Annotated in this window: 2 pseudogenes; both read right to left on the bottom strand. The window is 70.0% G+C overall.

What is annotated here, in order from left to right:
• Positions 1-346: pseudogene (locus JCM19049_RS21485) on the bottom strand (molybdopterin biosynthesis protein MoeB); the annotation flags it as partial.
• Positions 292-815 (bottom strand): annotated as a pseudogene (locus JCM19049_RS21480) (ThiF family adenylyltransferase). The pseudogenes JCM19049_RS21485 and JCM19049_RS21480, both read right to left, overlap by 55 nt.
• Positions 816-870: the final 55 nt, after the last annotated feature.

Here is an 870-nt window from a genome sequence, read left to right as displayed (position 1 = left end):
CAGCGGCAGGTGATGGGAGCCGCGCCAGGTTCAGCGCGGCGCGTTCCTGCGGGTTGCGCACATCCAGCAGGAACGGGGGTTCTTGCGAAGCCAGCGCAGCCACCAGCGCCTCGGGGGCCAGCTGCTTGGGCTGCGGCAGGTTGCCGGCACAGAACAGCTCATAGTCGATCAGCTCGGTCACCGGTGGCGCGGTGGGATCCGGCGCGTACTCCAGGGTGCGGGTGCTTGCGCCCAACGCATCGTAGATCAGCACCCGGCCCACCAGCGGATCGCCGATCCCGGTGATCAGCTTCAGCGCCTCGGTGGCCAGCAGCGAGCCGATGGTTCCGCACAGTCCGGGCAGCACACCCCGGTGGCACAGTCGGCCACGGTGCCCGGGGCCGGCGGGAGCGGGAACAGGTCGCGGTAGCCCGGCCCGTGTTCGTGCCAGGCCACGGACACCTGACCGTGGTGCTGCAGGATTGAGCCCCAAACCAGCGGGATGCCGGTCAGCTGGGCGGCGTCGTTGCTCAGGTAGCGGGTTGGGAAGTTGTCGCTGCCGTCGATCACCAGGTCGTAGCCGGAGAAGATCTCTAACGCGTTCGCGGAGGTCAACCGCAGGTGGTGTTCGATGATCCGCACCCCGGGGTCCAGGCGCGCGCGGCGGCGGCCAGCGAGGCGGTTTTGGGCAGCCCGATGTTGGCGGTGGTGTGGGTGATCTGGCGGTGCAGGTTGGACAGCTCCACCACGTCGTCATCCACGATGCCCACGGTGCCCACACCGGCACCGACCAGGTACGGGATGCAGGCGCTGCCTAGTCCCCCGGCCCCAATCACCAGCACGCGGGCGGCGGCCAGGCGGCGCTGGGACGCTCCCCGAATCCGGGCAGGG

This window comes from Arthrobacter sp. JCM 19049, assembly GCF_001310435.1.
Note: the sequence above shows the minus strand (reverse complement) of the source record. Positions and strands in the feature narration are given on the sequence as shown.